The following is a 23,715-nucleotide window of genomic DNA, read 5'->3' as shown; positions in this document are numbered from 1 at the left end:
AATTGATGATTTTAAATTCCTACTTTTGCCGCAACACACCAATATGAAAAGAATTTTAGCAAAAATTTCCGAAAATCCCTTTTGGCTGATTTTACTTACGGTAATTTTAAAGCTGCCGATGTTCTTTACAAACCATATTCAGGAAGATTCTTTTATCACGTGGCGCGTCGCGAAAAATTTGGTGAATTACGGCGTTATCGGCTTTAATGGGCACGAAAAAATATCGGCCTCTACGACCCATTTTTACGTTTTTATCTCGGCGCTTTTCAACATCATTTTTGGTGAAAATTTTGTTTATCCGTTGCTGATTTTCAGCAGTATTTTGTTTGCAATCGGTTCCTGGTGGCTTTCAAAAATTTTGTTCCGTAAGCAGCCAATTTTTCGTGTGTTGTTTGTGATTTTTCTTAACATGACGCCGCCCGCGCTCACCGCGTCGCTGTTGGGAATGGAGTATGGAATTTTGTTTTTCCTGTACAACGGACTTATTTATTTTGGCCTTTTTCGGGGCAAAAAATGGGCGTATTTCGTTTTTCCAATTCTGCTTTTATGGACGAGAATTGACACCGTAATTTTCCTCGGGCTTTTCTTTTTGGCGGATATTTATTTAAAGAAAAAATTCAATTTTTACCTGCTTTTAGGCGGAATTTTTGGCGTTTTCAGCGTGGTTGGATTTAATTATTTTTATTTCGGCGAAATTGTCAACCACACCATTACGGCGAAAAAAATCGCTTATAAAAACCTGCTGCAAAACAACAGCTTTGAATTTTTGATGCTGCAGTGGGCGTATTACGGCGGTTTAATTAAAAAATACAGCTACCTAACATTTTTAATTTTCCTCGCTTTTCTGGTTTTTCTCGCGTTTATTTTGTTTAAAATTAAACGTGACAAAAAAATATCTCCTTTAATTAAAGCTATATTGTTTTTCATCACTGCTTTTGCTTTAATTAAAATCACGATTTTTTCAGGTTTCAAAGCGTATTTCGATTGGTATTACTGGTTGCCGCGCGTCTTTTTATTCGCCATTATTCTGTACTTTTTTCTGCATTTAGAAACAAAAAGGAAAACGCTAAAATTTGGCCTTTTAACGGCATTTTTTTTCGGTTTGTATTTTTTCCAGTTTATTCAGTCGTACACCATCGGATATATGGAAGAGCGCCAAAGAATGCAAATCGCAGCGGATATAAATCGGGAAAAAACAGCCGCGGAGCAGTCAATTTTTCTGGAACCTGCGGGAATAATTCCTTTCTATACCAGACTTTACACGTACGATGAGGTTGGTTTGGTGAATTCGAAAATTAACGATGAAATGCTGAAAGATGAAAAATTTTGGTGGATCAATTCGGTGAAGCGTTTTAAACCCGATTATATTTTGACAATCGCCGGAAAACCGGAAGTTGGGGCGCGTTTTTATACTTTAAAGCCGGAAGATTCCGCAAATTTCAACCAGAATTATCATCTGGAAAAAATCTATCCGATTAAAAAAATTCATGAAGAAGCGCCGGCGATGTTGAGATGGATTTACAAAATCCGGCCGATTGGCAAGGATTATTTTCTCTACCGAAAAAATCAAAACCAATGATGAGGCCGGCTGTTTCGATAATTGTTCCGGTTTATCAGGTGGAAAAATATCTGCACAAATGCCTGAATTCTTTGGTCAACCAAACTTTAGAAAACATCGAAATTTTGGTTATTAATGATGGAAGTAGCGATGGTTCGCAAAAAATTATCGAGGAATTTGAGCAAAAATTCCCGCTTTTAATTAAAGCTTTTCAAAAAGAAAATGGCGGTTTAAGCGACGCGCGAAATTTTGGTTTAGATCGTGCGACCGGAGAATTTATCGGTTTTGTGGACAGCGATGATGAAGTTTCGCCCACGATGTTTGAAGAAATGTACAGTTTAGCAAAAAAGCACGTCGCCGAAATGGTGATTTGTAATTTGCAAAAAGTCGATGAAAACGGGAAAGTTCTTCAAAATCTGATTCAGATTCCGCATCTGCCGGAAAATATCGAGCTAGAACAGCATTTTTCTGTGTTTTCCGATTTGTCTTATTTTGCCTGTAATAAAATTTATAAGCTTGAACTTTTTGCGGAAAAACGCTTTAAAAAAGGAATTCATTTCGAAGATATTCAGCTCATTCCGCAGCTTCTTTTGGAATGTTCGGTGATTGCCCAAACGCAGAAGTTTCATTATCAATATTTAGAACGCAAAGGATCGATTTCTAAAAGCCATTCAGCAAACGGAATTGATATTTTACGCGCGGTAGAAGATGTTTCGGAATATTTCAAAACCTCAAAATATGCTTCGAAGAAAGCTGAACTTAAAAATTTTCAGATTTTAGAAGGTGTTTATACTTTCCTGGCGTACACGGCTTTTGTGAAGGATTCCGCGGTTTTTAAGCAATTGGAAATTGAGTTGAAAAACTTCAGAAAAAAGCATGAAATTTCGCTTTTAGAAATTTTGCGCTACAAAAGATTTGGAAGAAATTATCTGCTATCTTTACCGCTGAAGAAAAAAATCTACTATTTCCTTTGTTTCACCGGCTTTTATCTGATAATAAAAAAAATAATATAATAAACCGCTGTTTTATTTGATGCCAATTCTACACCCTATTTTTGCGATAATCTTTGCCTTTCTTGCCTTTGCGAGTTACTGGGAGATTTTCCGGCTGGAGAAAAAACAAAGCGTTTTTATCTGGATTGCGGGTGTTTTAATCATTGTTGCTGTAGGTCTCCGTTTGAATGCCGGCGCAGATTATCCGGTTTACCGCACGCTTTTCGCGGGTTTTTCCCTCTACACATCGTATAACGACGTTTTTGACAAAGCACTTTTCCGCCCAAACGCTGAAGAAATTGAATGGATTTACGTACTGATCAATAAACTTGTTTTTGATTTTGGTTTGCCGTTTTTCGTGGTCACTTTTATTTGTGCCTTAATTGCGGTAACGCTGAAGTTTACCGCCATTTACAAAAATGTAGCGTTTCCGGCTCTGGCGCTGCTTTTCTATTTTATGCCCATTATGTTTTTCGAAGATTCCGGGCAAATGCGCCAGGGACTTGGCATCGCGGTGTGTATTGCTTCATTTAAATTTATTAAAGACCGAAATTTGTTGATGTTTCTGGTCTGCATGTATATTGCTTTGGGTTTTCACAAAACTTCGGTGGTGTTTATTCCTGCTTACTGGATTGTAAAAATCCCGATGAACAGCAAACGAATTTTTTGGGTTTTGATTATTGCGCTTTTGGTTTCACCACTGGAATTGTACCGTTTGGGTGGCGGATTATTCAGCTCCATCGCTCCGGACGATCTTTCCGGCGCTTATACGGGTTATCTCGACGACCGATATTACGGCACAGAAGTAGAAACCGGCTTAAATGATATTGTAAAACTTATTTTTATCGCGATTTTAATTAGATTTGATAAACGTGCCTGCGATGAGGTTTTGTGGTATGAATATATGCGGAATCTCGCGGTTTTTGGCTTGGTTCTGTTTTATTTTTTCCGGTCCAATGAGATTTTTGCGGTAAGACTTCCGGGTGCGTATATGTTTTTTGTAACGATGTTCTGCATGACGAGCATTGTATACGCGGTGCGCGGCAGAACCCGGCAAATTCTGTATCTTGGATTTATGACCTACCTTATCGCAATGTTTTTTTACTTTGGTAAAGGAAACGGCGACAAAGGTTCTTTTACATTAGATAAATATACAAACGTACTCTGGTAGGATGAATGAACTGATAAAAGATCTTCTGGCATCGATGGGTGTTTCTCTCTTCGCGGCAAAGCTCGTGCTGGGGTCGGTTCTTTCATTTTTGCTGACGTTTTTCAGCATACCGACCATCGTGAAGATTTCACGCCGGAAAAATCTGATGGATGAACCTGGAACCCGAAGTTCGCATTTGCGGAAAATCCCGAACCTAGGCGGAATTGCTATTTTTTATTCTCTTGCCGTTTGCGCGTCTATTTTTGCGTTTGAACTTTTCGAACTGTATAAATTTCTGTTTGCTTCGCTTGTTATTTTGCTTTACATCGGTGTGATGGATGATATTGTGGTGATGCGTGCCTATAAAAAACTTTTGGCACAGGTAATAGTCACAGGGTTAATGGTTTTAGGCTCTGATGTTAGAATCCGAAGCTTTTTCGGTGTTTTTGCGATCTATGAACTGAGTTATACGGTAAGCGTGATTTTCAGCATGCTGACCTTTATTCTGCTTATCAATGCTTTTAATTTAATTGACGGAATCGACGGGCTTTCCGGAGGTTATTCGGTGATTTGCAGCGCCTTATTCGGTATAAGCTATTTCCGTTTGGGCGAATTTAATTATCCGCTGGTGGTTTTGTCCGGAGTAATTATCGGCTCGGTCATTGGATTTCTTTATTATAATTTGTCAAATTACCGGAACAACAAAGTCTTCATGGGCGACACGGGCTCAATGATTATGGGATTTCTCCTGGCATTTACCGCTATTTGCTTCCTGGATATTTTCATTGATAAAGAACTTCCCGACGTTCCGCGATATTATTTGCAGACGGCGCCCGCGATTGCTGTTGCAATTTTAATTTTACCAATCGTCGATACACTTCACGTAATCGTTATCCGGATTAGGAACAAACAATCGATTTTTGTGGCTGATAAAAACCATATTCACCACAAAATGGTGGAACTGGGACTTACACACCGCAGATCCTGCTTTTATATTTTGCTTTATTATTTATTCATAGTGGGAATTGCTTATTATTTCCGCCACATCAATGTTAATATTTTAATGTTGATTGTGGTAACTTTAGGTTTCATTGGAGCATGTATTCCCCGTATAATATTAATAAGCAGACAGAAAACTAATTAATTTGTTATTTTTGCAAACACTTTTTACGCTGATGAAAATATTTAAACTGTTTTTTATCCTCTTTTTCGCCCTTTTTTTACAATCCTGCATTTCTTCCAAAGATGTACGGTATATGCAGCCAAACGAGAGTTTGGTAATCAACGAAGAAGGTTTGGTGCCGTATAATATTCCGGTTTACCGTATCACCAAAAATGATATGCTGAACCTGAACATTGTTACCACACCAAAAGGTGATGCCGCGCAGTTTTATTCCAGCTTGAACGCCACGGTTAGCGACGGAACAGGAAGGACCAATGCGCAATCGCCGACAAATATGTCGGTTTCCAACCAGCAATCAAAAGACAACGGCGGAAATATCAATTTCTATTTTAATGGTTTAAAGGTAGATTCCAAAGGTGATATTAATGTTTTCGGAATCGGATACATTAAAGCTGAAGGCAGAACTTTAGAAGAGATTTCGCAGGAAATTCAGAACCGCGTGGACGAAAATTTCGTGCAGGGAAAATCTGAAGTCCGGCTGAATACCGACGGAATTACGTATTATATTCTCGGTGATGTGGAAACTATTGAGGTCAGTGGCGAGAAAAAAGCGCATAAAAATACCTTGACTTTAACCGAAGCACTTGCTATAAACGGAGGTTTAAACCGAACCGTGGATCGTACTAATATTGTTATTCACCGCAAACTTCCGGAAGGTATAAAAATCGCGAGAGTTGACCTCACACGCGAAGACGTCATGAATTCACCGTATTATTGGGTGCAAAATGGTGATGAAATATTTCTGAACACACGCTCGAAAAACCTGAATGGTTTTGGTAAAGATCCAATTCAGACGCTTACCACAGGTGTATCTGTAATTACCACGGCAATGTCTATTTACCTAATTTTAACCAGACTGTAAGATGATTCCGGAAAAAGAAACTGCACAGTCCGCAAGCAAAATTGGCTCTTTCGCAATTTTCGATGTAGAACATTACATCCGCCGGGTTGTGCGCAACTGGTATTGGTTCGTGCTGATGATCGCTCTTGGTCTGGGGATTTCCTGGGTATACAGCAAATATTACGCGCAGCGTGTTTACGCATCTAATCTTTCTCTAAGCGTATCAAACAATACCGCGAGTTATTTTACGCCGAACCAGTCCATCAACTTTATTTGGGGGCAAAACGGCAATCAGGACGGAATTTATTTAAAGAAAATGCTGCTTTCACGTTCGCACAACGAATATTTGGTTCAGCAGCTTGATCTTTACATCAATTATTCTACAAAAGGTCTTATTAAACAAACGTATCTGGACAAATACGATTCACCAGTTTTTTTCGAAATCGATAAATCTTATCCGCAGCAGGTTGATTATCCGATTACCCTGATTCCCAAAGGCGGCAACCGCTATGAAGTGGTTTTACCTTCGGAAGGTGAATCTACGAACCTTTATTCCTACGAAACCGAAAGTTTCCGCACTATTTCTCCTTTTAAGAGACCTGAAAATAAAGTCATTGGTCTGAATGAATGGTATGTGGCACCGAATCTCCGCTTCCGTTTGGTAAAAAATGAGCAGCCAAGCCCAATTCAGTTTGAGAATATTATTGTCAACTTATCGACGGTAAATTCTACCGTTAATAATTTATTCAACACGATTACGGTTGATTTTGATAAGGAAATCAATTCCATCATGATCATTACCAAAAAAGGTTATAACTTGAACGGAACGGTAAATTTCCTGAATACCTCGGTAGATGAATTGCAAAAAAAGCGCTTAATAGACCGGAATACCGTTGATAAAAACACCGAAAAATATTTGGTAGAAAACCTCAATAATATCCGGAAAAAATTAGATTCCAGCGCGACGGTGCTCAATCATATGAAAGTGTCCGAGGGTTTATATGATGTAGAAAAGCGTGATGAAAAATCTTTGGATGAAATTAAAGCGCTGGACACAAAAAAAGCCGAATTAATTACCAGAATCAATTCCCTGAACAGCATCAAAAATTCCCTCGCTTCGCAGAATCTGGACCGTTTAATCAATATGAACGCGGCCGGAATACAGGATGGTATTTTCGATGCAACCGTTGCGGAACTGAAAAACCTCTATGCAAAACGCCGCGAACTTGCGCTGATTTATACACCGAATTCCGAACCGATGCGCGAAATTAATCGTTTAATTAATGAAGCACGCACAAACTCGAACGGCTCCTTACGCACGTATTACAATACTTACCTCGGAGAACTGGCAAAAATCGATCGCCAGCTTGCACGGGTGACTTCAGGATTGGTGTCTTATCCGGCGAAAGAGCGAAAATATCTGGATGCGGAACGCGGCTATAATATGATTGAAGCGACGTATAACACGCTTTTAACCAAACAGAACGAAACACAAATTCGCGTAGCGACCAATAAATCGGACATCACGGTGATCGATCCTGCTAAAAACTTAGGTCAGGAACCAATCGCACCGAATATTGCAAAGGCAAAATACATCATCATCGGTGGGCTTGTGCTTTTGCCGTTACTGCTTTTGGCGATTGGCCAACTTCTCGACAGCCGTATCCGAAACATCAAAGAACTCTTGCAGGTAACAAAAATTCCACTTTTGGGTGTTATCGGCAGAAATTCGCACGACAATAATCTTACGGTTCTGGAACAGCCGCGCTCTTCAATTTCTGAAGCCTTCCGCGGAATTCGTGCAAATCTGCGCTTTTTGCACAAAGAAGATGATACCTCAAAAGTTATCCTGCTTACCTCATCAATTGGTGGGGAAGGAAAAACTTATGTTTCCATCAATATCGCTTCGGTATTAGGTCTTAGTGGAAAAAAGACCATTCTTCTTGGAATGGATTTGCGCAAACCGAAAATTTTTGGTGATTTTAAAATCAATAATAAATTCGGGATTTCCAATTACCTGACCGGTGAAGTGGAAATGGACCAGATCATCAATCAAACATCTATACCAAATCTGCATGTTGCGACTTCGGGCCCAATACCGCCGAATCCTTCGGAATTGCTGATGAGTGAAAAAAGCATTAATTTTATCAAGGAATTGCGCAATCATTATGATTTTGTCATCATTGATTCGCCGCCTGTTGGTTTGGTTGCCGATGCCTACGAACTGATGAAATACGCAGACGCGAGTATTTACGTGGTTCGCCATGAATATACTGAAAAGCACATGCTGAAAATGATCACCGAAAAGTATCATAATAATGAGGTGCAGAATCTTGGTTTGGTGTATAACGATTACCAGGGCGGCAAGCAGGGTTATGGCTACGGCTACGGTTACGGGTACGGTTACGGCTATTTTGAAGAAGATGCAACGTATGAAGAACCTACTATTATTAAAATCCGAAATAAAATTCGGAGTATTTTTGGCAGAAATTAGCGTTTTACCGAGATTACAGAATTTAAAACTAAATATTAAAAAACGAAAAAATTGCCTTAAATAGCCGTTAAAAATTATGCTTTTTTGAGGTTATTTAACTAAATATTAAGAATTTCATTCAGGTAAAATTGTTTTATATTTGCAGCAATTTATAAATTTTGATTCCCAATTTTCATGCAAAAGAAAATTATATACTTTTTTATTGTGCTCTTTTTCATTTCGTTTTCCGTAAAAGGGCAGCGGCATGAAATCGGTGTCCAATTGGGAATGAGCAATTTGGTGGGTGACATTGGCAGAACCAACTATATTTTACAGAAACCACTTGGCAATTACCGCGAACTTGGTATTCCGTTTTACGGTGGCATCCTGTACCGCCGGAACATCAGTCCTTATCAATCAATACGTGTAAATCTTGGCTACAGCCACATTCAGTTTTCAGATGCGCACGCGAAAGAATTTTACCGCCGCAACAGATATCTTGAAGGCAGCAACTCTATTTACGAAGCTGATGTTTTGTTTGAATACAATTTCTTTCAGGTGAACGAGGAGCAGGAGAGTTTGCTGAGTCCTTATATATTCGGTGGTGTTGGAGGAATGCTTTATAAGACGCCGCAATTAGTTATAAAAGACAATATAGTAAACGCCGCGGAATATGTTACCGACGTTACTTTAGCAGTTCCCTTCGGTGCTGGGCTGAAATATAAATTTAACTATAACTGGGCACTTTTTGGAGAATTAATGTTCCGTCCCACTTTTTCCGACTCTGTTGATTACAGCACTGTAGAGGATAAAAATATAAGTATAACCAAAAGTACACTTACTGATCAGCAGGTAGCTGAAATTAAAAGAGACCGACAAATTGGAAATCCGAATTCGAAAGATTGGGTGAATTCTATTACTTTAGGCCTTAGTTATTCATTCGGCAGACCACCTTGTTTTTGCGATTAAATAATGGAATCCATCAAAGAAAAAATAAATCCTGACCACTTACCGAAACATGTCGCCATTATTATGGATGGTAATGGGCGTTGGGCAAAATCCCGAGGTAAAGAACGCACTTTTGGGCATAAACACGCAATCCAGGCAGTGCGGAATGCCGTAAGTGCCTGTAACGAACTCCACATTCCATATCTTACCCTTTACACTTTTTCATCTGAAAACTGGAAGAGACCGGATGATGAGGTAAACACGCTGATGAGTTTAATCTCCGAAACGCTTCTGCTGGAAGGTGAAGAAATTTTCAGCAAAGGTTTGCGCATGCATGTGATTGGTGATATTAAAAAGTTACCGCCACTCGTTCAAGAACAGATGATGCAGCTGGTAGATATGACCAAAAATAACGACAAGGGAAACCTTGTTTTGGCATTGAGCTACGGTTCGCAGAAGGAGATTTTGGACGCGGTAAAAAAAATAGGAAAAAAGCTAAAAGAAGGGGAAATTTCTGAAGAGGACATCAATGAAGAACTGTTCGAAAACCATCTTTACACCAAGGACCTTCCACCGGTGGATCTTCTTATCAGAACCAGTGGTGAAGTTAGAATCAGCAATTTCCTGCTTTGGCAAATCGCTTATGCAGAATTGCAGTTTTTAGACATTTTATGGCCAGATTTTACTGCGGAAGATTTTTACCGCTGCGTTTACAATTATCAGTGTAAAGAGCGAAGATTCGGCAAAATCAGCGAGCAGCTGGACGAAATATAATTATAAAGAAAGATAGCAAGATAAAAATGAAGTTTAAATTCCTACCCATCATCATGTTTGTGGCATCGGCACATTTCTATGGTCAGGTTACCCCCGAACAGCCTCAGGAAAACAATCCTGTCTACGCTCAAAACGAAGCTGGCACCTATATCCTGAAAGACATTGTCGTAGATGGCGTAAAAAAATACAGCGCTGCTCAGATTTTAAGATTTACGGGTCTTAATAAAAATGAGAGCGTGGAAATCCCGGGACAAAAGATCAGTAATGCGATTAAAAAGCTTTGGGATCAACAATCTTTTTCCGTAGTTGAAGTTTATGTTCAAAGCATTGAAGGCGATCAGGTAGTTCTGCGTTTTAACCTTCAGGATCTTAAAGAATTAGGTGAAGTAAAATTCACCGGAAAAGGCATTGGAAAATCAAAAAGTGAGAAACTGGCGAAAGACAACAATCTAAAACCGGGTACAAAAATCACACAGAATTTAATTTCGACCCTAAAAACCAATATTCCGCAGGAATATATTAAAAAAGGCTATGCTGACGCGAAAATTTCCATTCAGGATAAAGTAAACGCGGGTGATCCTGATTTGGTAGACTGGACCATTGAGGTTGATAAAGGTAAAAAAATCAAAATCAGCCATATTGAGTTTGAAGGAAACGAAAGCGTTTCCGACCGAAAACTGCGTAATAAAGCCTTTAAAGATACAAAGCAGAAAAGTTTCAGCATAAAAGGTATTTTAAAACCTTCCAGATTCATCGAGGAAAAGTATGAAGCTGATAAAGATAACTTGATCAACTATTACCGTTCCTTAGGTTTCCGCGATGCTAAAATCGTTTCCGATTCGGTGTGGCGCAACCAGCAAAACCAATTTGAAATTAATGTCAAATTAAACGAAGGTAAAAAATATTATATCGGAGATATAAATTTTCTTGGAAATACGGCTTATTCCACAGATTATCTGCAGAAAGTTTTAGGCTATAAATCCGGTGATATTTATGATGCTGTAGGATTTAATAAAAAAGTTGGTGAAGACGGCGGTAAAGAAGACGATTCAGACATCAAGTCGCTGTACATGAACAACGGTTATCTTTTCTCCAACGTAACGCCAATTGAAAAATCGGTGGTAGGAGATTCAATCAATCTGGAAATCCGTATTAATGAAGGTGAAAAAGCGACCTGGAACCGTGTAACCTGGAGTGGAAACACTACAACGCATGACCACGTAATCCTGCGTTCCTTACGTACAAAACCGGGAAGTTTATTCTCAAAAAGCGATATCAAAAGAACGTACTTCGATTTAGCCGGAATGCAGTTTTTTGATCCGCAGCAAGTTGGGCAACAGATTAACCCAAATCCGCAGGACAATACTGTTGATGTTCACTGGACATTGGTTGAAAAAGGTTCCTCACAAGTGCAGCTTCAGGCTGGTTACGGTGGCGGCTCATTTATCGGTACGCTGGGACTTACATTTAACAACTTCTCTTTGAGAAATTTCTTGAAATTAAAGGATTTCAAACCTGTTCCGCAAGGAGACGGGCAAACGCTTTCAATTCAGGCGCAGGCGGGACAATATTTCCAGAACTATGGTATTTCGTTTACAGAACCATGGTTATTCGGAACACGTCCAACAGCGCTTTCAATTGGTGTTAACCAGTCTTTGGTAAGATATAGCGACCAGTTTGGCTTGACCCAAAAACTAAATATCTTCTCCGCCAGCGCAGGTCTGAACAGACTTTTAAGATGGCCGGATGATTATTTCTCTTTATATACCGGAATCCAGTACCAGAGCTACGATTTCCAAAATTATCCGTTCCAGTTTGGGAACACCACGGAATATTATGGATCAGCGAAAAACTTCAGTTTTAATATTGGTTTAAGCAGAAATTCTGCTGGTTTAGACCCGATTTTCCCGACCATGGGTTCCAACATCGAAGCTTCGGTGAAATTCACGCCGCCATACAGTCTTTTCAGCGATAAAGATTATTCTACCATGGAGCCGATTGAAAAATACAAATGGCTGGAGTTTTATAAAGTAAAATTTAAAGCTGATGCTTACAACACGGTTGCAGGTAAACTGGTATTAAGAAGTACTGCAGAAATGGGCTTCCTGAACGGTTATAACAAAGAGTTGGGAGCACCGCCTTTTGAAAGATTTTATGTTGGTGGTACAGGACTTATGGGTGGCAGATATGACGGTCGCGAGCTCGTTCCCCTTCGTGGATATGAAAACGCTTCCTCTTCCGGTGGATCAGTAGATGATGTAACGCCATATGGTGGTGCAACAATTTATAACAGATTCGCGTTAGAGTTAAGATATCCAATCTCAATGAACCAAACCGCGAAAATCTACGCTTTATCTTTCCTTGAAGGTGGAAACGCTTATAATTCCTTCGGAAGCTATAATCCGTTCCAGCTAAAACGCTCTGCCGGACTTGGTATCCGCGTGTATATGGGCGCTTTTGGATTGATTGGATTTGATTTTGCCTACGGTTTTGATAAAACACTTTCAGGTTCTGAACCTTCCGGCTGGAAAACTCACTTCCTGATGAATCAATCGCTCTAAATCATTTTAGTGATGAAAAAGTTTAAGCTGTTAATTTTTCTCTTTGCCTTTACACTTACGGTAAGCGCACAGAAAATAGGTGTCGTAGATACCAATTATATCCTGAACAAACTGCCTCAGTACAAAGATGCTGAAGCACGGCTCACCGAGCAGATCACGAACTGGCAAAATGAAATTCAAACGCTTCAGACAGAATTTGACAAGAAAAAAGAAGCCCTGGAAAACGAAAGAGTTCTACTCGTTGGTGACCAACTGAAACTTCGTCAGAAAGAAGTGGATGATCTGGATAAAAAGATTAAAACCATGATTAATAACCGTTTCGGTGCCATGGGTGAAATCAACAATGTGAGGTCCAATCTAACCAAACCTTTTCAGGACCAAATCTGGAATGCAATACGCACAGTATCAGAGAAAAACACCTTGGGCATAGTTCTTGATAAAAGCAACAACATCAGTGTGATTTTTCTCGATAAAAAGTACGATTATACCGATAAAGTCTTAGATTTGCTGCTGAAAAATTCCCCCGAAAAAGCGGCAGAAAAAAAGAAGAAATAAAATAATTTTTAAACAACAAAAACGAACGATAAATTTAACCCCAATTATGAAAAAATTAAGTGTATTATTTGCAGCAGTAATGATGTTTCTAACTGTAGGAGTTGCAAAAGCCCAAAAAATGGCGATGATGGACTACGAATCTGTATTAGCTGCAATGCCGGAAACTAAAAAAATGACCAACGATTTGGATGTTTTCAGCAAAACTAAAGGTGACGAATTACAAAAACAAGCTGAAGCTTTTCAAAAAGAAGTTCAGCAATATCAGGCAGAAGGTGCGAAATTAACTGAAGCTCAAAGAACAGCAAAAGAAACTGATCTTCAGAAAAAACAACAAAACCTGCAACAAATTCAGCAAACTGCTCAGAATGATTTAGCTCAAAGAAGAGATGCCGCTGTAAAACCAATCATCGACAAATTAAACAAAGCCGTAGAAAAAGTGGCAAAAGCCAACGGTTACGATTTTATTATTGACGGTAGCGCATTAATCTACAAAGGTGGACCAGATGCTACACCAGCAGTGAAAAAAGAACTCGGACTTTAATTAATCACCTTGATCAATCTAACCATCCCGATTATCCGGGATGGTTTTTTTAATTTTGTACCATGCAAAAAGAAATCTCCAGTCTTGTGCGAATCCGCTTCAGCGATTGCGACCCCATCGGTCACCTGAACAATGTGAAATATCTGGAATACATGCTCAATGCGCGTGAAGACCACGTGGAAGCGGGTTACGGCTTTACTTACGAAGAATATACGCGCAAAACCGGCTGTACCTGGATTACCATTCAAAATGAAATTGCCTACTTAAAAGAAGTTCGCTACAATGCAAGAGTCCAGATTTCCAGCAAAACCATTGAAGTTGGTGATCGCCTTTCAAAGGTTGAAATTCTTATGAAAAGTGAAGACGGCAAAACAATTCACAGCGTTTTGTGGCTTTCAGTCATTTATTTCAACATGAAAACTCGCAAATCTGACGTTCATCCCGACGACACCAAAAATCTTTTTATGAAGTTTTTGGTAAATTTGGAAGAACCCGATTTTAAAAGCCGCGTAGCATACTTTAGAAAACAAAATAAAATTGCTTTAAGAGCATGAAAAAAATACTCATTTTAGGCGGAAATGGCCAACTCGGCAACTGCTTTCGAAAACTTGCTTTTGATTACAGCAGCCAGTACGATTTCCATTTCGTAGGTTCCGATGAATTAGACATTACAAACCAGTCTGCCGTTTCGGATTTTTTTGATGATTTAAAGCCGGATTTTTGCGTAAATGCTGCAGCGTATACCGCGGTAGATTTAGCGGAAAACCAGCGGGAAAAAGCTTTTGCTGTAAACGCAGATGCCGTGGGTTATATCGCGGAAGCATGTAAAAAATCAAACACCGTTTTAATTCATATTTCTACGGACTACGTTTTCGATGGTGAGACGAATATTTCCTATTCCGAAGATAATTTCACCAATCCTCAAGGTGTTTACGGGGAATCGAAGCGTGCCGGGGAAGAGCTTGCGCTCGAAAATAATCCGAAAACCATCGTCATCCGAACTTCGTGGTTGTATTCAGAATTCAACAAAAATTTTTTGAAAACAATGTTGCAGCTTTTCAGCCAAAAAGAAGAGTTGGGAATTGTTGCTGATCAGTTCGGTCAGCCGACTAATGCAAATGATCTCGCACAGGCGGTAATGAAAATTATCGGGTCAAACAGGCAAATTTTTGGAATTTTCCATTTCTCAAATTACCCTGAAACTTCCTGGTACGATTTTGCCCGTAAAATCGCCGAATTTTCTGAATCTAAAATTAAATTAAATGCCATTACAACGGCAGATTTTCCCACTTTAGCAAAACGTCCGCACCGGAGCACGATGGCTTTGGATAAAATTGAAAAATTTTACGGCGTAGAACTAGAACATTGGGAAAATTCTTTGGAGGAATGCATCAATATTTTAAAAATACCGGCGGAATGAAAAAGTTCTTTTTCTTTCTAAGCTTTTGCTTTTCAGTTTTCACTTTTGCTCAAAAGGTAACTTTAAGCAAAGTCGCGCAAACCCATAAAAACACCGACAAAGTTTTTTATAAAATAAATGCCGATTCAACCGCCAAAATTTATTTGGGTGAAGTTGAAGTTCAGGGATTTTCTGATGATGATGCGAAAGTTTTCGGTCAGATTTATAAAAAAGCGAAAGAAATCGGGGCCAATGCTTTTGCCTGGAAACCTTTAGTTCAAATCGATGAAACGGTTTCTAAATTTGATCCTACGCATTATAAAATCGAACTCTATTACGTGGAACCGAAAGATTTTCCGGAGGAAAAAAACCTGGTTTATTTCATCGCTTCGCCGTATAAAAAGCAAACCATCGCTTTTAATAACAAAGACGTGGTTTTTGAACCGCGCACTTATACAACGCTTCAATTAATTCCGGGTGAAATTTATACCGTTTCCACCCGAAAATTATTAGGTTCCAGCATTAAATTATCAGCCCAGGACGATCAGCCGGTGCAATATTTTCAGTTTTCCGGATTTTCGGTGAATGCAAATCAAGGCGCTGGAATTAACTTTAAATCCGGCGACATTATGAAGCTCGAAAAATCGTACGCACAATTTTTAACCACTATTTACCAGTTTTTTCAGAAATAAAATTTAAGATGAAAGTAGATATTTTAGCCATTGGCGCGCATCCGGACGATGTTGAATTGGGTTGCGGCGGAACTTTAGCAAAATTAATTGCAGAAGGTAAAACGGTCGCCGTGGTAGATCTTACGCAGGGCGAACTCGGCACAAGGGGCACCAATATTACACGTGCTGCAGAAGCAGCGGAAGCGAGCAAAATTTTAGGCCTTTCGACGCGGGAAAATTTAAAATTTCCGGACGGCTTTATTTTGAACACGCAGGAATATCAACTGGAAATTGTGAAAAAAATACGCAAACACCAGCCAGAAATTGTTTTCGCCAACGCAATAGAAGACCGTCATCCCGATCACGCAAAAGCTGCGAAACTGGTTTCCGACGCGTGTTTTTTAGCTGGTTTGGTAAAAATAGAAACAGAATCTGGAGGTGAAAAGCAGACTCAGTGGCGGCCAAAACATGTTTTCCATTACATTCAGTGGAAAAATATAGAGCCGGATTTTGTCGTGGATATTTCAGCTTATATGGAGAAAAAAATCGAGGCTTGTCTGGCCTATAAAACCCAATTTTACGACCCAAAATCTACCGAACCTGTAACGCCCATTGCCACAAAAGATTTCCTGGAAAGTCTTACGTACCGCGCGCAGGATTTGGGAAGATTGTCCGGCGTAGACTTCGCGGAAGGCTTTACGACAGAAAAGCTTCTGGCCTTCAAAAATTTCGATGGAATTATTTTGTAGTATATCGAAAAATCTTATATTTGCACTCTCAAACGGTGGTTGTAGTTCAGTTGGTTAGAACGTCGGTTTGTGGTACCGAAGGTCGTGGGTTCGAGACCCATCATCCACCCAAATTAAACGCATTGATTTTCAATGCGTTTTTTCTTTTTTCAAAATTTAAACAAAAAAATAAGCATTCAGTCCGAATGCTTATTTTTTTAAATCTCTTCTTCAGATTCAATCGTGTAGGTACGGGTTTTAAAATCTTTATCGTGTCTTTCCGAAATTACGTCTTCACCTTTATTGCTGATGATGAAATCTGTAGAATCTTTAAACATTTCTTCGAAACTTTTAAAATCTTCTTTGTAGAGATAAATTTTATGTTTTTCGAAGCTCGCTTCACCATTTTCGCTGAAGTTCTTTTTACTTTCGGTAATGGTCAGGTAATAATCGCCCGCTTTTGTCTCACGCACATCGAAGAAATAAGTTCTCCGTCCCGCCTTTAGAACCTTGGTAAAGATTTCGTTCTCGTGCCTTTCCTTGTAATCATTCATTTGTAGATGTTTTTGCATATCTTATTAAAACAAATATAAAAGATTTCTTTTGATTGCAAAATATATTTTTAATTATTTAGCAAATAATGCATTATCGTTAACGAAATTGTATTTTAGTTCAAAGAAACGTTATCGAGCGGTGTGAGATTTAAAATCTGGTCCGCACGTTTTGCGCTGCTTTCGCGATGTGTAATGATGATTGAAGTACAGCTCTGAATCTCATTTTCAATGTTTTGAAGAATATTCTCTTCAGTTTCCGTGTCCAAAGCGGAAAGTGAGTCATCAAAAATAAGAATCTTTGGTTCTTTAATTAAAGCTCTGGCGATACAGATGCGCTGTTTCTGCCCGCCCGAAAGCATTACGCCACGTTCACCAACCATGGTTTTGTACTGCTCTTTAAAACCGATGATATTTTTATGGACATCTGCTTTTTTAGCATATTCCACCACTTTTTCATGTGACGGATTATCGATGGAAAAACCAATATTATTTTCAATGGTGTCTGAAAAAAGAAAACTTTCCTGCGGAATAAAACCGACATGTTCGCGGTAATTTTTCAGGTTAATGTCTTTCAAATTTTTTCCGTCAACCAAAATTTCACCTTCTGTAGGATCGATAAGCCGGCAAAGTAGTAAAGCAATCGTAGATTTTCCGCTGCCGGTTTTGCCCATAATTGCGAGGGATTTTCCGGCTTTTACTTTAAAACTTAATTTATCCAAAGCTTTAATTCCGGTATTTGGATAAACGTAAGACACGTTTCGGAATTCAATATCGCCGTTAAGTGCAATTTTGTCCGAAGTTGTGCTGATAATATCAGTTTTCATATCCAGAAATTCATTAATTCTGGCCATAGAAGCTGCAGCTCTTTGATTCACCGAAGTAACCCAGCCCACCATTGAGAACGGAAAAATCAGGATATTGATGTAAAGGAAAAAATCAGCGATTTTACCCACAGATAATTCGTTGTTCATATATTTTTCACCGCCAATCCAGAGAATAATGACGTTCAGCAAACCGACGACAAGCAAAATTATGGTGAAAAAATAGGCTTCGGTTTTGGCAAGATCCAGCGATTTATCCTGATAATCTTTTACTTTGGTGCCGTAATTTTTTTCGATGTAGCTTTCTTTCGCAAAAAATTTCACCACGCGGATCCCGGAAAAACTGTCCTGTACAAACGTAGAAATTGCAGACTGGCTTTTCTGCATAATTTTCGATTTCTGGTTGATAATCGAGCTTACTTTATAAATTACAAACGATAAAATCGGTAGCGGTAAAAGCGACCACAGCGTCATTTGAACATTCGTATTCAGCATATAAATCGCCGTGATGATCAGCAAAATCAGCAGGTTTGCAACATACATCACGCCGGGACCAAGATACATCCGAACCGCGACGACGTCTTCACTCAAACGATTCATCAAATCACCTATAGTTGTTTTTTTGAAATCGGTTAAGGAGAGTTCTTGGTAATGACGGTAAATTTTATTTTTCAGTTCATATTCAATCCGGCGCGAGGCGACAATGATGGTTTGGCGCATCATAAAAGTGAAAAATCCCGTGAGAAGCGAGGAGCCGACAATGATGCCGACATAAATTAAAACCTGACGGTTAAAACCAAGGTTGGTGGTATTGGAAATTTCGTCCACAGATTTTCCCACAAACTGCACCTTGTAAATATTGAAGAAATTACTTGCTATAATGAACAAAAATCCCCAAAATAAAAGGACTCTGTGTTTCCAGAAATAAACGTTAAGGGTTTTTAGTGCGTTCATAAATTCACGGCGGTTTTCAGCAATTTTCTACTTTCAAGAACCTTTGCAAAAATAAGAAAATGAAATTTGGCATATTTCCAAAATGTCTCAAAGTTTGTCCTCGTAAGCAAAACTTGCGACGCGAAGTTCCTATAATTTATTATCTTTGCACGCATAAAAGCTCTTTGAAATGTTAGGAAGAAGACAAATTCGTGAAAAAGTTATAGAATCGTTGTATTCTTACCACCAAAATCCCATAAAATTCGATGTTCTGGAGAAAAATATGTTCTCGGAAATCGACAAAATCTACCATTTGTATATTTATCAGCTTAATTTTTTAGTTGCACTGAAAGATTTAGCGGAAAGACAAATTGAAATCGGGAAAAAGAAATACATTAAATCCGAAAACGATACCAATCCGAATCAGAAATTCATTACCAATAAAGTTCTCCTGAAGCTGGAAGAAAATGACGAACGTCTGTCTTTCACCTCGAAGCACCAGGATCTGAAATGGGATATTTATGATGAATTGCTCGTAAAAACCTTTCAGCGAATGACCGCCGGAAAACGTTATCAGGATTTTATGAAAGAAGAATCTTCGTCGTTCGAAGAAGACCAAAAGTTCATCGGGAAACTGTTTTTGCGCTATATCGCGGAAAATGAGGATTTCCACGAACATTTGGAAGAAAAAGAAATGAGTTGGGCTGATGATTTCCACATTTCCAATTCCATGATTCAGAAAACCATTGGTTTTTTCAAGGAAAATGAGCCGAGCCACACTTTAATTAAAATGATTAAAGATGAAGAGGACCGCAATTTTGCCCGAAGACTTTTGAAAGAAACTTTGAATCATTGGGAAGAAACCGAAAAAAAGCTCGAAACAAAGCTTGAAAACTGGGATTTGGAAAGAATTTCATTATTGGATAAAATAATCCTGATCACCGCAATGTCGGAGATTGATTATTTCCCGCTCACGCCTGCACGCGTGATCATCAATGAATATATTGAGATTTCCAAAGTGTTTTCTACCGACCGTTCCAATATTTTCATCAATGGTATTTTAGACAAATACACCAAAGATATCAATAGAAACTAACAGAAAATAAAATGAAAAATTTTTTAAAAGTATTGCCTGTTGCCTTGGTTTTAACCCTTAGCAGCTGCACAAAAGATCAAAAAGCTGATCAACTCGTCATCGATCAGGATGCTGCAACTATGGAAGCACCGGTTGTAGATGCACAAACAGTAACGTCTGAAACGGCTCCAGCGCAACCTTTAACAAATATCGCGCTGTCTGAATCGCAGTTTGATTTTGGTAAAATTAAAAAAGGTGATCAGAAAGAGCACGTATATGAAGTGACCAATACCGGCGAAAACCCGCTTATCATTTCTCAGGTAAAACCTGCATGCGGCTGTACTGTGCCCGATTATACAAAAGAACCGATTTTACCTGGACAGAAAGGAAAAATCACTTTGAAATTTGATTCTTCAAGCTTCGACGGTTTGGTGAACAAACAGGCAGAAGTGTATGCAAACGTAGAAAAAGCACCGATTGTGCTTACATTTACCGCAGATATTCAACCATAAAAAACAAAAACTATGATAACGATTTTTTTACAAGTGGCCGGCGGCGAAGGTTCCATGATGCCAACAATGGTAATGATGGGGCTGATGTTCGTAGGATTTTATTTCCTGATGATCCGCCCGCAGATGAAAAAAGCAAAGCAGGAAAAAAACTTCCAGGCAGAGCTTAAAGTTGGGAGCAGAATCGTAACCACTTCTGGAATGCACGGCAGAATAGCGCAGATTTTGGAAGATGGCGTGATTATCGAGACATTAAGCGGGAAATTAAAGTTTGAAAAAGCTGCTATTTCACGCGATTTTACGCAACAGCGTTTTCCGGATAATTCCGCAGAAGCGAAATAAATATTTTGTTCAAAATATTTAAAGCAATCCCGAAAGAGATTGCTTTTTTTTAGCTAAAAATCAAGATGAGCAAACTCGCCACAAATATCCTGAAAATCGTCACCAGGGGATAAACTTGCGCATAACTTTGGATCGGAATATCGGAGTCCAAAAAATTCGTGCTGAAAGATAATGCAGCGGGATCGGTGTAACTTCCGCTCATAATTCCAGCGAGTTGCAGGTAATTGATTTTCATGAAAAACCTTCCTACAATTACCATGGTAATTAGCGGTATAAAGGTAATTGCAGAACCGTAGAGCAACCAGATCCAGCCATTATATTTTACAAAATTTTCGTAAAATCCATCTCCTGCATGAATGCCCACCGCTGCGAAAAACAGACAGATCCCAAAATCCTTCATAAAATAAATCGCACCGTTATTCACGTAAGAATGGATAAACGAAATTCCACCATATCGTGAAATTAAGAGCGCCACAATTAGCGGTCCTGCTGCGAATCCCAGTTTTATAGGAACAGGTAAAGATGGAATAAAAATTGGGATGGAACCCAAAATAACCCCCAATAATAATCCGCCAAATAAGGAGAGAAAATCGGGCTCTAATAATTTTTTCTCAGAGTTCCCCATCATTTCTTCCACTTCTTTAATGGCTTCTTTGGAACCAATTACGCGAAGTTTATCTCCATAAAAAAGTTCTAACGAAGGTCTGGGTAAAATTTCCCGACCGGCGCGAAAAACACGCGTGACCTTTAAATCGTAGGTGTTAAAAAGATCGAGTTGGGACAAATTTTTGTGGATCACAGAAGGTTTCGTGACGAAAATATATTTTTTCAGAATTTCACTGTCGGATTCTATGAATATATCGGTGGAGAGCCGACCCACCTTTGCGATAAATTCGTCTAATTTTTTTTCTAATCCAACAACCATCAGTACGTCTCTGTCACGCAATTCCATATCTGAAGTTGGCGATTTCACCGTTACATCTCCGCTGTGTTTCAGGCGGGAAACTACAATCTCATTCTCGAATTCTTTCAAAACTTCCCGCAGCGTTTTTCCAAAAAATTCAGGATTGGTAACGCGCAATTTTTTGTGAACTAAAGGGAGTTCTGAGTTTATCTTAGACAAACGGAATTTTCGCATTTCCTGATCAGGATCAATTTTTAATAAAAATTTAGAAAAAATAATCGTCCCGATAATTCCGAAAACTCCCAGTGGATAGGTAATCGCATAACCAATTGTGGGATCATCAAAAACTTTGTTGGGAAAAGTATTTTTAATCTCTTCAATGGTGCTCTTCCCAGCGCCTAATCCGGGAGTATTGGTCACGGAACCGCTCATTATGCCTACTAAATTTTCAATTTTCAGTCCGGTAAATTTGAATAAAATAATGGTAATTAAACCGCCAAAAAGAACAGTAGAAACCGCAAGAATATTAAATTTTAAACCTTCATTCCTAAAGGAGGAAAAAAAGGATGGTCCCACTTGCAAACCAATTCCATAGACGAAAAGAATAAGTCCAAAATCCCGGATGAAATCAAGAATTTCACCCTGAATCCGATAGCCGAAATGTCCCAAAATCAATCCAATAAACATCACCGCAGAAACCCCGAAAGAAATTTTCCCTAGCTTCAGGCGGCCAAAAAAAACGCCGGTGCCAATTGCAAGCATTAAAACCACGATTGATTGAGTGACAGTAGGATTTTCCGCGGGGAGAAAAAGGGTGTTGAGCCAATCGAACATGGAAATTATTTTAGGTAAAATTAAGATTATAAAGTTCTTAAAACAATCTTTGTCCGCTGAGTTATATCACAGGAAATTAGGACGTTTTCGATGTCCTTTTTTTTAGGATTTGAAGGCCGATTTCGCAATTTAAGCAGTTTTTTTTCCGGCAAAAGTTTTTATGATGATAAATCATAGCCTGACTTTGAAGTGCGTTTTCCGCTTTTAGATCTAAAGATTTCCAACCTACGGTAATTGTATTGTTCTCAGGCGATATTTTGGCGTAAAATTCTAAAATTTCCTCTGCAATCGCGTAATTCGTATTTTTGAGATACGTATATTTTAAAGGTAAAACTGCATTTATTAAAATCAAATCAATGAAATCCTGAGTCAGAAATTTTTCCCCTTTAACGGCCGAAATTTTACCAAAATTAAAACGCTCATCCCAATAGTCGCTGGCTTTAACTTTCGAAAAAATTTGCCTTAATTGCTCGGTGTTTTTTGCCTCCATCAGTTTCGAAAATAAGTTTTGATGTTGCGCGTACAGCGCCGCAAGTTGCGATGACCTGAGTGTAGGAAAATTCGGCGGACGCAAACGGGAAAATTTAGGCGTTATAACGGCAAATTTTTTGGAAAATTTATTTTGAATAAAATCGAACTCTCGTTTCCAGATTTGCATTTGATCGTCCTGCGGCTTTTCGAGCCAACCACAAATTCCAAAAAATAATCCTTCCAGTTGCACATGGTTTTGCCGGATTTTATTGATGATTGAAAAATCGATACTTTCAGCAATTTGCTTGAAAATGTGTGCATTTACCTTTAAACCAAAAGCATATGCAAGCTGCTGAAAAAGCACTTCTTCAAAATTATTTTTGCAAAGCTGTAAAGCTTCCGAGTGCTCTTCCGATTTTTCATCGAGCTTTTTCAGCAGGTTTTCTTCGTAAAAATAAAACGGAACTAAAGCCGGATTAAAAATTTTTTCACACGGAATAAAATGCGTTTCCTGAAGTAAAACCTGGTATTTCGCGATTACATTTTCATCGATGTAATTTTTCAGCTCCAGAGTCGGTATTTTTTTCGTGGTGAATTCTTCAATTTCGATATCGTGAATGAAAACAACATGCGCGATGATATTTTCAAACTCCGCATTGCCGGAATGCTGGTGAAAAATCCAGTCCGAAGATTTTACATGAAGCTCAATATTTCCTGCTAAAACGAGGTTTTTTTGCTTAATTTTTGCGAAGAGAAAATCCGGTCCGGAATTGAAATTCCATTTACCGAAATCGAGAATTTCCAGCGCATTGCCATCAACATCTTTGAAATTAAAATCGTTGAAAATTTTAAAATTCCATAAATATTGCAGCAATTTTTCATTCATGTTGAACCCGCT

General features: G+C 38.8%; 22 protein-coding genes and 1 tRNA gene. 19 read left to right on the top strand and 4 right to left on the bottom strand.

The window, feature by feature from the left end; all coding sequences use genetic code 11:
* The first annotated feature begins 43 nt into the window (after nt 1-43).
* The 16 genes from OA84_RS02575 to OA84_RS02500 all read left to right on the top strand — a co-directional run bounded on the left by OA84_RS02575 (nt 44) and on the right by OA84_RS02500 (nt 16,504).
* Nucleotides 44-1,579: a glycosyltransferase family protein gene (locus OA84_RS02575; RefSeq protein WP_039341888.1), complete on the top strand. Its 1,536-nt coding sequence runs from the start codon at nt 44-46 to the stop codon at nt 1,577-1,579.
* Nucleotides 1,576-2,571, top strand: coding sequence for a glycosyltransferase family 2 protein (locus tag OA84_RS02570; protein ID WP_233701813.1), 996 nt, complete (start codon nt 1,576-1,578; stop codon nt 2,569-2,571). The genes OA84_RS02575 and OA84_RS02570 overlap by 4 nt, the downstream gene beginning before the upstream one ends.
* A 19-nt stretch (nt 2,572-2,590) precedes the next feature.
* A complete protein-coding gene (locus OA84_RS02565) occupies nt 2,591-3,721 on the top strand; it encodes an EpsG family protein (protein WP_039341883.1) in 1,131 nt (376 codons plus the stop codon).
* Nucleotide 3,722: 1 nt separating this feature from the next.
* Nucleotides 3,723-4,844, top strand: coding sequence for a glycosyltransferase family 4 protein (locus OA84_RS02560; RefSeq protein ID WP_039341880.1), 1,122 nt, complete (start codon nt 3,723-3,725; stop codon nt 4,842-4,844).
* 31 nt (nt 4,845-4,875) lie between these two features.
* Nucleotides 4,876-5,745: a polysaccharide biosynthesis/export family protein gene (locus tag OA84_RS02555; RefSeq protein WP_039341877.1), complete on the top strand. Its 870-nt coding sequence runs from the start codon at nt 4,876-4,878 to the stop codon at nt 5,743-5,745.
* A 1-nt stretch (nt 5,746) separates the two neighbouring features.
* Entirely contained in the window at nt 5,747-8,218 is a 2,472-nt protein-coding gene (locus OA84_RS02550) for an exopolysaccharide transport family protein (protein ID WP_039341874.1), read from the top strand.
* Nucleotides 8,219-8,392: 174 nt separating this feature from the next.
* Nucleotides 8,393-9,166: a type IX secretion system protein PorG gene (gene porG, locus OA84_RS02545; RefSeq protein WP_039341870.1), complete on the top strand. Its 774-nt coding sequence runs from the start codon at nt 8,393-8,395 to the stop codon at nt 9,164-9,166.
* Nucleotides 9,167-9,169: 3 nt separating this feature from the next.
* Nucleotides 9,170-9,919, top strand: a complete 750-nt coding sequence (locus OA84_RS02540; RefSeq protein WP_039341867.1) for an isoprenyl transferase — start codon at nt 9,170-9,172, stop codon at nt 9,917-9,919.
* A gap of 26 nt (nt 9,920-9,945) precedes the next feature.
* Entirely contained in the window at nt 9,946-12,480 is a 2,535-nt protein-coding gene (locus OA84_RS02535) for a BamA/OMP85 family outer membrane protein (protein ID WP_039341864.1), read from the top strand.
* A gap of 12 nt (nt 12,481-12,492) precedes the next feature.
* Entirely contained in the window at nt 12,493-13,035 is a 543-nt protein-coding gene (locus OA84_RS02530; protein WP_039341861.1) for an OmpH family outer membrane protein, read from the top strand.
* 46 nt (nt 13,036-13,081) lie between these two features.
* Nucleotides 13,082-13,576, top strand: a complete 495-nt coding sequence (locus tag OA84_RS02525) for an OmpH family outer membrane protein (RefSeq protein WP_039341858.1) — start codon at nt 13,082-13,084, stop codon at nt 13,574-13,576.
* A gap of 62 nt (nt 13,577-13,638) precedes the next feature.
* Nucleotides 13,639-14,130 carry an acyl-CoA thioesterase gene (locus tag OA84_RS02520; RefSeq protein WP_039341855.1) on the top strand — a complete coding sequence of 164 codons (492 nt, stop codon included), beginning with the start codon at nt 13,639-13,641 and terminating at the stop codon, nt 14,128-14,130.
* Nucleotides 14,127-14,996, top strand: coding sequence for a dTDP-4-dehydrorhamnose reductase (gene rfbD / locus OA84_RS02515; protein WP_039341853.1), 870 nt, complete (start codon nt 14,127-14,129; stop codon nt 14,994-14,996). Before OA84_RS02520 ends, rfbD begins: the two co-directional genes overlap by 4 nt.
* The gene (locus tag OA84_RS02510; RefSeq protein WP_039342681.1) at nt 14,993-15,667 is read left to right on the top strand and encodes a hypothetical protein; all 675 of its coding nucleotides are present in this window, start codon (nt 14,993-14,995) and stop codon (nt 15,665-15,667) included. The genes rfbD and OA84_RS02510 overlap by 4 nt, the downstream gene beginning before the upstream one ends.
* Before the next feature lie 8 nt (nt 15,668-15,675).
* The gene (gene bshB1 / locus OA84_RS02505) at nt 15,676-16,395 is read left to right on the top strand and encodes a bacillithiol biosynthesis deacetylase BshB1 (RefSeq protein ID WP_039341850.1); all 720 of its coding nucleotides are present in this window, start codon (nt 15,676-15,678) and stop codon (nt 16,393-16,395) included.
* A 35-nt stretch (nt 16,396-16,430) separates the two neighbouring features.
* Nucleotides 16,431-16,504: transfer RNA gene (locus OA84_RS02500), tRNA-His, on the top strand.
* An 88-nt stretch (nt 16,505-16,592) separates the two neighbouring features.
* Here OA84_RS02500 and OA84_RS02495 read toward each other — a convergent pair.
* Both OA84_RS02495 and OA84_RS02490 read right to left on the bottom strand, forming a co-directional pair.
* On the bottom strand, nt 16,593-16,928 hold the full coding sequence (locus OA84_RS02495; protein ID WP_039341849.1) for a DUF3276 family protein: 336 nt from the start codon (nt 16,926-16,928) through the stop codon (nt 16,593-16,595).
* Between the two features lie 113 nt (nt 16,929-17,041).
* Entirely contained in the window at nt 17,042-18,703 is a 1,662-nt protein-coding gene (locus OA84_RS02490) for an ABC transporter ATP-binding protein (RefSeq protein WP_039341846.1), read from the bottom strand.
* 169 nt (nt 18,704-18,872) lie between these two features.
* On the opposite strand from OA84_RS02490, the gene nusB reads away from it, so the two are divergent.
* The 3 genes from nusB to yajC are packed head-to-tail and all read left to right on the top strand — an operon-like array spanning nt 18,873 to nt 20,608.
* Nucleotides 18,873-19,778, top strand: a complete 906-nt coding sequence (gene nusB, locus OA84_RS02485; protein ID WP_039341843.1) for a transcription antitermination factor NusB — start codon at nt 18,873-18,875, stop codon at nt 19,776-19,778.
* A gap of 11 nt (nt 19,779-19,789) precedes the next feature.
* Nucleotides 19,790-20,269 (top strand): DUF1573 domain-containing protein, encoded by a 480-nt coding sequence (locus OA84_RS02480; RefSeq protein ID WP_039341840.1) that lies wholly within the window; start codon nt 19,790-19,792, stop codon nt 20,267-20,269.
* Nucleotides 20,270-20,281: 12 nt separating this feature from the next.
* A complete protein-coding gene (yajC, locus tag OA84_RS02475) occupies nt 20,282-20,608 on the top strand; it encodes a preprotein translocase subunit YajC (protein ID WP_039341837.1) in 327 nt (108 codons plus the stop codon).
* A 49-nt stretch (nt 20,609-20,657) separates the two neighbouring features.
* Here yajC and OA84_RS02470 read toward each other — a convergent pair whose 3' ends face one another.
* Together OA84_RS02470 and OA84_RS02465 are read right to left on the bottom strand one after the other, a co-directional pair.
* Nucleotides 20,658-22,346: a putative transporter gene (locus tag OA84_RS02470; RefSeq protein ID WP_039341834.1), complete on the bottom strand. Its 1,689-nt coding sequence runs from the start codon at nt 22,344-22,346 to the stop codon at nt 20,658-20,660.
* Between the two features lie 76 nt (nt 22,347-22,422).
* Entirely contained in the window at nt 22,423-23,703 is a 1,281-nt protein-coding gene (locus tag OA84_RS02465; protein WP_039341832.1) for a DUF2851 family protein, read from the bottom strand.
* Between the last annotated feature and the right edge of the window lie 12 nt (nt 23,704-23,715).

Source organism: Kaistella solincola (assembly GCF_000812875.1).
Lineage (GTDB): Bacteria > Bacteroidota > Bacteroidia > Flavobacteriales > Weeksellaceae > Kaistella > Kaistella solincola.
This window is presented reverse-complemented; position numbering and strand designations above follow the sequence as displayed.

Excerpts from the sequence above, each read along its gene's own strand:
- nusB (WP_039341843.1), top strand. The coding sequence starts at position 18,873 with ATGTTAGGAAGAAGACAAATTCGTGAAAAAGTTATAGAATCGTTGTAT.
- porG (WP_039341870.1), top strand. The coding sequence starts at position 8,393 with ATGCAAAAGAAAATTATATACTTTTTTATTGTGCTCTTTTTCATTTCG.
- OA84_RS02550 (WP_039341874.1), top strand. The coding sequence starts at position 5,747 with ATGATTCCGGAAAAAGAAACTGCACAGTCCGCAAGCAAAATTGGCTCT.
- OA84_RS02570 (WP_233701813.1), top strand. The coding sequence starts at position 1,576 with ATGATGAGGCCGGCTGTTTCGATAATTGTTCCGGTTTATCAGGTGGAA.
- yajC (WP_039341837.1), top strand. The coding sequence starts at position 20,282 with ATGATAACGATTTTTTTACAAGTGGCCGGCGGCGAAGGTTCCATGATG.
- OA84_RS02510 (WP_039342681.1), top strand. The coding sequence starts at position 14,993 with ATGAAAAAGTTCTTTTTCTTTCTAAGCTTTTGCTTTTCAGTTTTCACT.
- OA84_RS02465 (WP_039341832.1), bottom strand. The coding sequence starts at position 23,703 with ATGAATGAAAAATTGCTGCAATATTTATGGAATTTTAAAATTTTCAAC.
- OA84_RS02560 (WP_039341880.1), top strand. The coding sequence starts at position 3,723 with ATGAATGAACTGATAAAAGATCTTCTGGCATCGATGGGTGTTTCTCTC.
- OA84_RS02540 (WP_039341867.1), top strand. The coding sequence starts at position 9,170 with ATGGAATCCATCAAAGAAAAAATAAATCCTGACCACTTACCGAAACAT.
- bshB1 (WP_039341850.1), top strand. The coding sequence starts at position 15,676 with ATGAAAGTAGATATTTTAGCCATTGGCGCGCATCCGGACGATGTTGAA.
- OA84_RS02530 (WP_039341861.1), top strand. The coding sequence starts at position 12,493 with ATGAAAAAGTTTAAGCTGTTAATTTTTCTCTTTGCCTTTACACTTACG.
- OA84_RS02555 (WP_039341877.1), top strand. The coding sequence starts at position 4,876 with ATGAAAATATTTAAACTGTTTTTTATCCTCTTTTTCGCCCTTTTTTTA.
- OA84_RS02565 (WP_039341883.1), top strand. The coding sequence starts at position 2,591 with ATGCCAATTCTACACCCTATTTTTGCGATAATCTTTGCCTTTCTTGCC.
- OA84_RS02520 (WP_039341855.1), top strand. The coding sequence starts at position 13,639 with ATGCAAAAAGAAATCTCCAGTCTTGTGCGAATCCGCTTCAGCGATTGC.
- OA84_RS02480 (WP_039341840.1), top strand. The coding sequence starts at position 19,790 with ATGAAAAATTTTTTAAAAGTATTGCCTGTTGCCTTGGTTTTAACCCTT.
- OA84_RS02535 (WP_039341864.1), top strand. The coding sequence starts at position 9,946 with ATGAAGTTTAAATTCCTACCCATCATCATGTTTGTGGCATCGGCACAT.
- rfbD (WP_039341853.1), top strand. The coding sequence starts at position 14,127 with ATGAAAAAAATACTCATTTTAGGCGGAAATGGCCAACTCGGCAACTGC.
- OA84_RS02525 (WP_039341858.1), top strand. The coding sequence starts at position 13,082 with ATGAAAAAATTAAGTGTATTATTTGCAGCAGTAATGATGTTTCTAACT.
- OA84_RS02575 (WP_039341888.1), top strand. The coding sequence starts at position 44 with ATGAAAAGAATTTTAGCAAAAATTTCCGAAAATCCCTTTTGGCTGATT.
- OA84_RS02470 (WP_039341834.1), bottom strand. The coding sequence starts at position 22,346 with ATGTTCGATTGGCTCAACACCCTTTTTCTCCCCGCGGAAAATCCTACT.
- OA84_RS02495 (WP_039341849.1), bottom strand. The coding sequence starts at position 16,928 with ATGAATGATTACAAGGAAAGGCACGAGAACGAAATCTTTACCAAGGTT.
- OA84_RS02490 (WP_039341846.1), bottom strand. The coding sequence starts at position 18,703 with ATGAACGCACTAAAAACCCTTAACGTTTATTTCTGGAAACACAGAGTC.